Raw genomic sequence first — 5,735 nt, forward strand, 5'->3', positions numbered from 1 at the left:
GAGGCGACCTCCCGGCTCGAGGAGCTACCCCCACCGAGTTCTCCGGGGGATGCGCCAGCGCGTGCTCATCGCCATCGCCTTGGCGTGCCAGCCGCGGCTGCTCGTCGCCGACGAGCCGACGACCGCGCTGGACGTGACCATCCAGGCCCAGATCCTGGACCTCATCGACGACCTCCAGGACGAGTTCGGGATGTCCGTGCTGATGATCACCCACGACCTCGGCGTGGTCGCCGAGACCTGCGACCGCGTGGCGGTGATGTACGCGGGCGAAATCGTGGAGGAGGGGCCGGTCGAGGAGATCTTCCACAACCCCAGCCACCCGTACACGTACACGCTGCTGGAGTCCATCCCGACCGAGGACAAGGACCGCCTGACGCCCATCGAGGGCAACGTCCCCGACCTCATCGACATGCCCGAGGGCTGCCACTTCGCGGACCGCTGCCCGTGGGCCCAGCCCGAGTGCCGGGAGGGCGAGATTCCGTTCCTCCAGCACGGCGGGGAGGACGTCGACCACCGCTCGAAGTGCATCCTCCCGGACTTCGACGAGAGCGAGTACGGCGTCGAGGGCGTCGCCTCCGAATCCGACCACGAGGTCGGCGAGCCGCTCGTGGAGCTCGACGGGATGCGGAAGTACTACGAGCAGGAGGACGGCTGGTTCGACCGCTTCTTCCCCGGCGAGAAGCCCAGCGTGAAGGCCGTCGACGGCGTCAGCCTCGACGTCCACGAGGGCGAGACCCTCGGGCTGGTCGGGGAGTCCGGCTGCGGGAAGTCGACGGCTGGCCGCGCGCTGCTCCACCTCGACCCGCCGACCGACGGCACGGTGGTGTTCGCTGGCGACGACCTCGGCGACCTCTCGAAGACCGAGCTCCGCGAGCGCCGCAAGGACATGCAGATGGTGTTCCAGGACCCGATGTCGAGTCTCGACCCGCGGATGACGGTCGGGCAGACGGTCATGGAGCCGCTGAAGATCCACGGCCTCGCGGAGGGCCGGCGCCGCGAGCGCGTCGTCGAACTCCTCGAGGAGGTGGGGCTGGACCCGAGCCAGTACGACCGCTACCCCCACGAGCTCTCCGGCGGGCAGCGCCAGCGCATCGGCATCGCCCGCGCGCTCGCCGTCGACCCCGACTTCATCGTCGCCGACGAGCCCGTGAGCGCGCTGGACGTGAGCGTGCAGGCCCAGATCATCAACCTCATGGAGGACCTCCAGGAGGAGTACGGGCTGACGTACCTGTTCATCGCCCACGACCTCTCCGTGGTGCGGCACATCTCCGACCGGGTCGCCGTGATGTACCTCGGGGAGATCGTGGAGGTCGCGGAGACCGACGAGCTGTTCGGCGACCCCAAGCACCCGTACACGAACGCCCTGCTCTCCGCGATTCCCGAGCCCGACCCGCTGGCGGACACCGCCGACCGCACCATCCTGAAGGGCGACGTCCCCTCGCCCATCGACCCGCCGTCGGGCTGTCACTTCCGCACGCGGTGCCCGTCGGTGATTCCGCCCGAGGACCTCGACGTCGAACAGGAGCGCTACCGCGAGGTGATGTTCTACCGGCAGCGCGTGGAGTCCCGGGACATCGACCTCGAGGCCGCCCGCGAGCAGGCCGACGCGGAGGCGGCCGGCGACCGCGCTGTCGCGGACGGCGGCAGCGGCCTCCACGCCGTGCTCCGCGACCAGTTCTTCGACGAACCGCTCTCCGGGAAGACCCGCGAAGCCGTCGAGGAGTCCTTCGACCACCTCGCCGAGGGCGACTGGGAGGGCGCCGAGGACGTCCTCCGGGAGACCTTCGAGAGCGTCTGCGAGCGCGAGGACCCGCACCTCGGCGACGAGGCCCACCCGGCCGCCTGTCACCTGTTCTCCGACGCGGAGTGAGCCGGGCCCGGAGCCCGTCGCGTCCCGGAGTTAGCGGCAACTTTTGTACAGGCCGAAGCTCCAGAACCGGCCGTCCCCGCGGCGTGTGCCGATTCCGCCACGACTATCCGGTACTATTATTTGGGTAGGTCTCGGGGGTACTCTTATGGCAGGTAATGACAGCCAGGTCTCACGGCGCAGCTTCCTGAAGGCCGCCGGTACCGCGACGGTCGCCGCGACCGCGACGAGCTCCGTTGCAGGGTGTCTCGGTGGCGGCGACGGTGGCGGCACCACCACGCTCCGGTACGGCCGGGGCGCCCACTCCGCCACGCTCGACCCGCAGAACACGACCAGCGGCGAAGTCGCGAAGGTGACCAACCAGGCCTACGAGGGCCTCCTCGGCTTCGAACCCGGTGAAGCCGCGCTCACGGAAGCGCTCGCGACCGACTGGACGATGGACGGCGCGAACGTCACCCTCCAGCTCCGCGAGGACGTCACCTTCCACGACGGCTCGGAGTTCACCGCCGACGACTTCATCGCGACGTACCGCCGGTTCGTCGACGACGACTACGAGTACCACTTCGAGGACTCCTCGGCGTACGGGCCGTTCACGCTCGGCAACTGGATCGACAGCGTCGAGAAGGACGGCGACTACACGCTGAACATCACGCTCACGCAGACGTACGCGCCGTTCCTCCGCAACCTCGCGATGTTCGCCGCGGTCGTCATCTCCCAGGACGCCATCGAGGGCGACGTCAACCTCGACGAGGAGATGGTCGGGACCGGGCCGTTCGAGCTCTCCGAGCTCGACGACGCGAACAACCGCATCCAGCTCACCGCGTTCGACGACTACTGGGGCGAGGGCCCGAACGTCGACGAGGTCCTGTTCCTCACGCGCGGCCAGAACTCCACGCGCGCACAGGCGCTCGTCGAGGAGGAGATGGATATCATCGACGGCCTCGACCCCGACACCATCGGAACCGTCGAGGACTCCGAGACCGCCTCCGTGGAGACGGTCCAGGGCATCAACATCGGGTACATGGGCTTCAACATGTCCCGCGTGGAGGCGTTCCGGGACCGCCGCGTCCGGCAGGCGATCAGCTACGCCATCGACACGGAGTCCATCGTCGAGAACATCTACTCGGGCATCGCGACGCAGGCCGACCAGCCGATTCCGCCCGCGCTGTTCGGCCACAACGACGACCTCAGCCCGTACCCCCACGACCCCGAGCAGGCCCGGACGCTGCTCGAGGAGGCCGGCTACGGCGACGGCTTCTCCTTCGAGCTGACGACGTTCCAGAACGCCCGCGGCTACAACCCCGCGCCGCTCCCGACCGCCGAGACCATCCGGTCGAACCTCGGCGACGTCGGCATCGAGGTCACCATCGACGACCGCCAGTTCTCGAACTACCTCACGTACACCTCCGAGGGGCGCCACGACGCGGCGCTCTCCGGCTGGTACACTGACAACGCCGACCCGGACAACTTCTGTTACGTGCTCCTCCACCCGCAGGTCGAGTCCCCCGAGGGGCAGGACTGGGTGTCCTGGGACACGGAGGGGTACAACACGTCGAACGCGACGGCGTGGGCGAACTCCGAGTACATGGACCTCATCGAACAGGCCCAGACGACGACCGAGCAGAGCGAGCGCGCCGACCTCTACAACGACGCGGTCGAGATCGCCCACGAGGAAGCGCCGTGGGTGTACATCGACTACGCCGAGGAGGTCCGCGGCGTCAACAACCGCGTGAGCAACTACCCCATCTCGGCCATCGGCGGCCCGCACCTCGAGCTCGTCGAGTTAGAATAGCGACCGGTCCGACGCTACGACGGGACCTTTTTAATTCTTGCACTCTGGTCTTCCGGTAATGGTCTCAAAGCGGTTCGTCGTCAAACGGTTGCTGCTCCTCGTGCCCGTGCTGTTCGGGGTGGCGACCGTCGTGTTCGCAATCCTCCACCTCTCGCCGGGCGACCCCGCAGTCGCGATCGCCGGCCAGCGCGCGAGTCAAGCGTTCGTCGAGCAGGTCCGCACGGACCTCGGCCTCAACGACCCGCTCTGGCAGCAGTACCTCCGATTCCTCGGCGACGTCGCGACGTTCAACTTCGGCGAGTCCTACCAGATTCAGCGCGGCACGCCGGTCAGCCAGATTCTCGCAAACCGCCTCCCCATCACCATCGAACTGTCGGTGCTCGGCCAGCTCGCCGGCCTCCTGTTCGGCCTGCCGCTGGGCATCCTGAGCGCGGTCAAACAGGACACCATCACCGACCACCTCACGCGCATCGGCGCGCTCAGCGGTATCAGCGTCCCCATCTACTGGAGCGGGCCGCTGCTCATCCTGCTGTTCGCGCAGTTCCTCGGCGTCCTCCCGACGAGCGGCCGCATCGGCTCCGCGTACTTCATCGACTCCACCACCGGCTTCATCCTCGTCGACACGCTGCTCGCCGGGGACACGGCGGCGTTCCGCTCGGCGCTCCGCCACCTCCTCCTCCCGATAATCGTCCTCGGCATCTACCAGATGGCGCTCATCTCCCGGATGATGCGCTCGTCGATGATCGAGGTCATCCGCCAGGACTACATGCGGACTGCCCGCGCGAAGGGCCAGGGCGAGAAGATCACGACGATGAAACACGGGCTCCGGAACGCCTTCATCCCGGTCATCACCATCATCGGCATCCAGTTCGGGTCGCTGCTCGGCGGCGCCGTCCTCACGGAGACCGTCTTCGAGATCAACGGCATCGGGACCCTGCTGGTCAGCGCCATCAACCAGAGTGACTACCCGGTCGTGCAGGCGACCGTGCTCGTGTTCGCGGTGCTGTACACGCTGGTGAACCTCTTCGTCGACATCACGTACTCCATCCTCGACCCCCGCATCGAACAATGAGCACCGAAACAGAAACCCCGAACGTCGACCGTGGCATCGTCGAGCGGCTCCGCGCGAGCCCGTTCCTCTCCCAACTGCTGTCGAACCGGCTGGCCGTCATCGGCATCGCGCTCATCGGCGGCGTCGCCCTCGTCGCCGTCTACGCGCGGCTCGCGTACGACCTGAACGCGATCATCTCGACGCAGTTCAGCGCGAACCCGACCGAGGCCGCCCCGAGCGCGCAGTACTGGTTCGGTACCGACGGGCAGGCCCGCGACATCTTCCCGCGCGTGCTGTACGGCGCGTGGTACGCGATGCTGTACGGCACCGTCACGGTCGCCGCGTCGACGGTCCTCGGCGTCGGCCTCGGCATCATCGCGGCGTACTACGGCGACCTCACGGACAACGTCATCATGCGCACGATGGACGTGCTGTTGTCGTTCCCGTCGCTGCTGCTCGCGCTCGCGCTCGTCACCATCTTCCCCGACAGCCTCGGCCTGTGGCGCGCGGTCGCGGCGCTCACGCTCGTCTACACGCCGCGGTTCGCCCGCGTCGTCCGCGGCGCCGCGCTGAAAGTGCTGGAGGACGAGTACATCGAGGCGACGCGCGCGCTCGGCGCGACCGACCCCCGGCTGCTCGTGCGCCACGTGCTCCCGAACTGTCTGGCGCCCATCACCGTCCAGTCGACGCTGAACTTCGGGCTCGCCATCATCGACATCGCGGCGCTGTCGTTCCTCGGGTTCGGCGCCAGCCCCGGCGAGCCGACGTGGGGGATGATGCTGTCGAACGGCGTCGAGTACGGCCTCTTCTCGGGGGCGTGGTGGTGGTCGTTCTTCCCCGGGCTGTTCCTCGCGCTGACCGTCCTCGGGTTCAACCTCCTCGGGGACGGCATGCGTGACGCCCTCGACCCGCGGATGCGGGAAGCGATTGACTGATTCTCCCGTGGACGCCGCGAGCCTCCGAGAGCTCGCGGTTCGCGCGGGCCGCTGGACGCTCCGCGGCGCCGCCGTCGGCGTCGCGGTCTC

The 5,735-nt window shown here is 68.2% G+C and carries 4 protein-coding genes; all 4 read left to right on the forward strand.

The genetic code is table 11. The annotated features are described in order from the left end of the window. Positions 1-1,870 (forward strand): ABC transporter ATP-binding protein (locus tag GJ634_RS16510; protein WP_157503442.1); only part of this gene is annotated, 1,870 nt, incomplete at its 5' end. 145 nt (positions 1,871-2,015) lie between these two features. Continuing rightward, complete coding sequence (locus GJ634_RS13740) at positions 2,016-3,659, forward strand: ABC transporter substrate-binding protein (RefSeq protein ID WP_157503443.1); 1,644 nt, start codon at positions 2,016-2,018, stop codon at positions 3,657-3,659. 58 nt (positions 3,660-3,717) lie between these two features. After that, entirely contained in the window at positions 3,718-4,731 is a 1,014-nt protein-coding gene (locus tag GJ634_RS13745; protein ID WP_157503444.1) for an ABC transporter permease, read from the forward strand. Further along, the gene (locus tag GJ634_RS13750; protein ID WP_157503445.1) at positions 4,728-5,645 is read left to right on the forward strand and encodes an ABC transporter permease; all 918 of its coding nucleotides are present in this window, start codon (positions 4,728-4,730) and stop codon (positions 5,643-5,645) included. Before GJ634_RS13745 ends, GJ634_RS13750 begins: the two co-directional genes overlap by 4 nt. The last annotated feature ends 90 nt before the right edge of the window (positions 5,646-5,735 follow it).

It is taken from the genome of Halobacterium sp. CBA1126 (assembly GCF_009741975.1).
Taxonomy (GTDB): domain Archaea; phylum Halobacteriota; class Halobacteria; order Halobacteriales; family Halobacteriaceae; genus Halobacterium.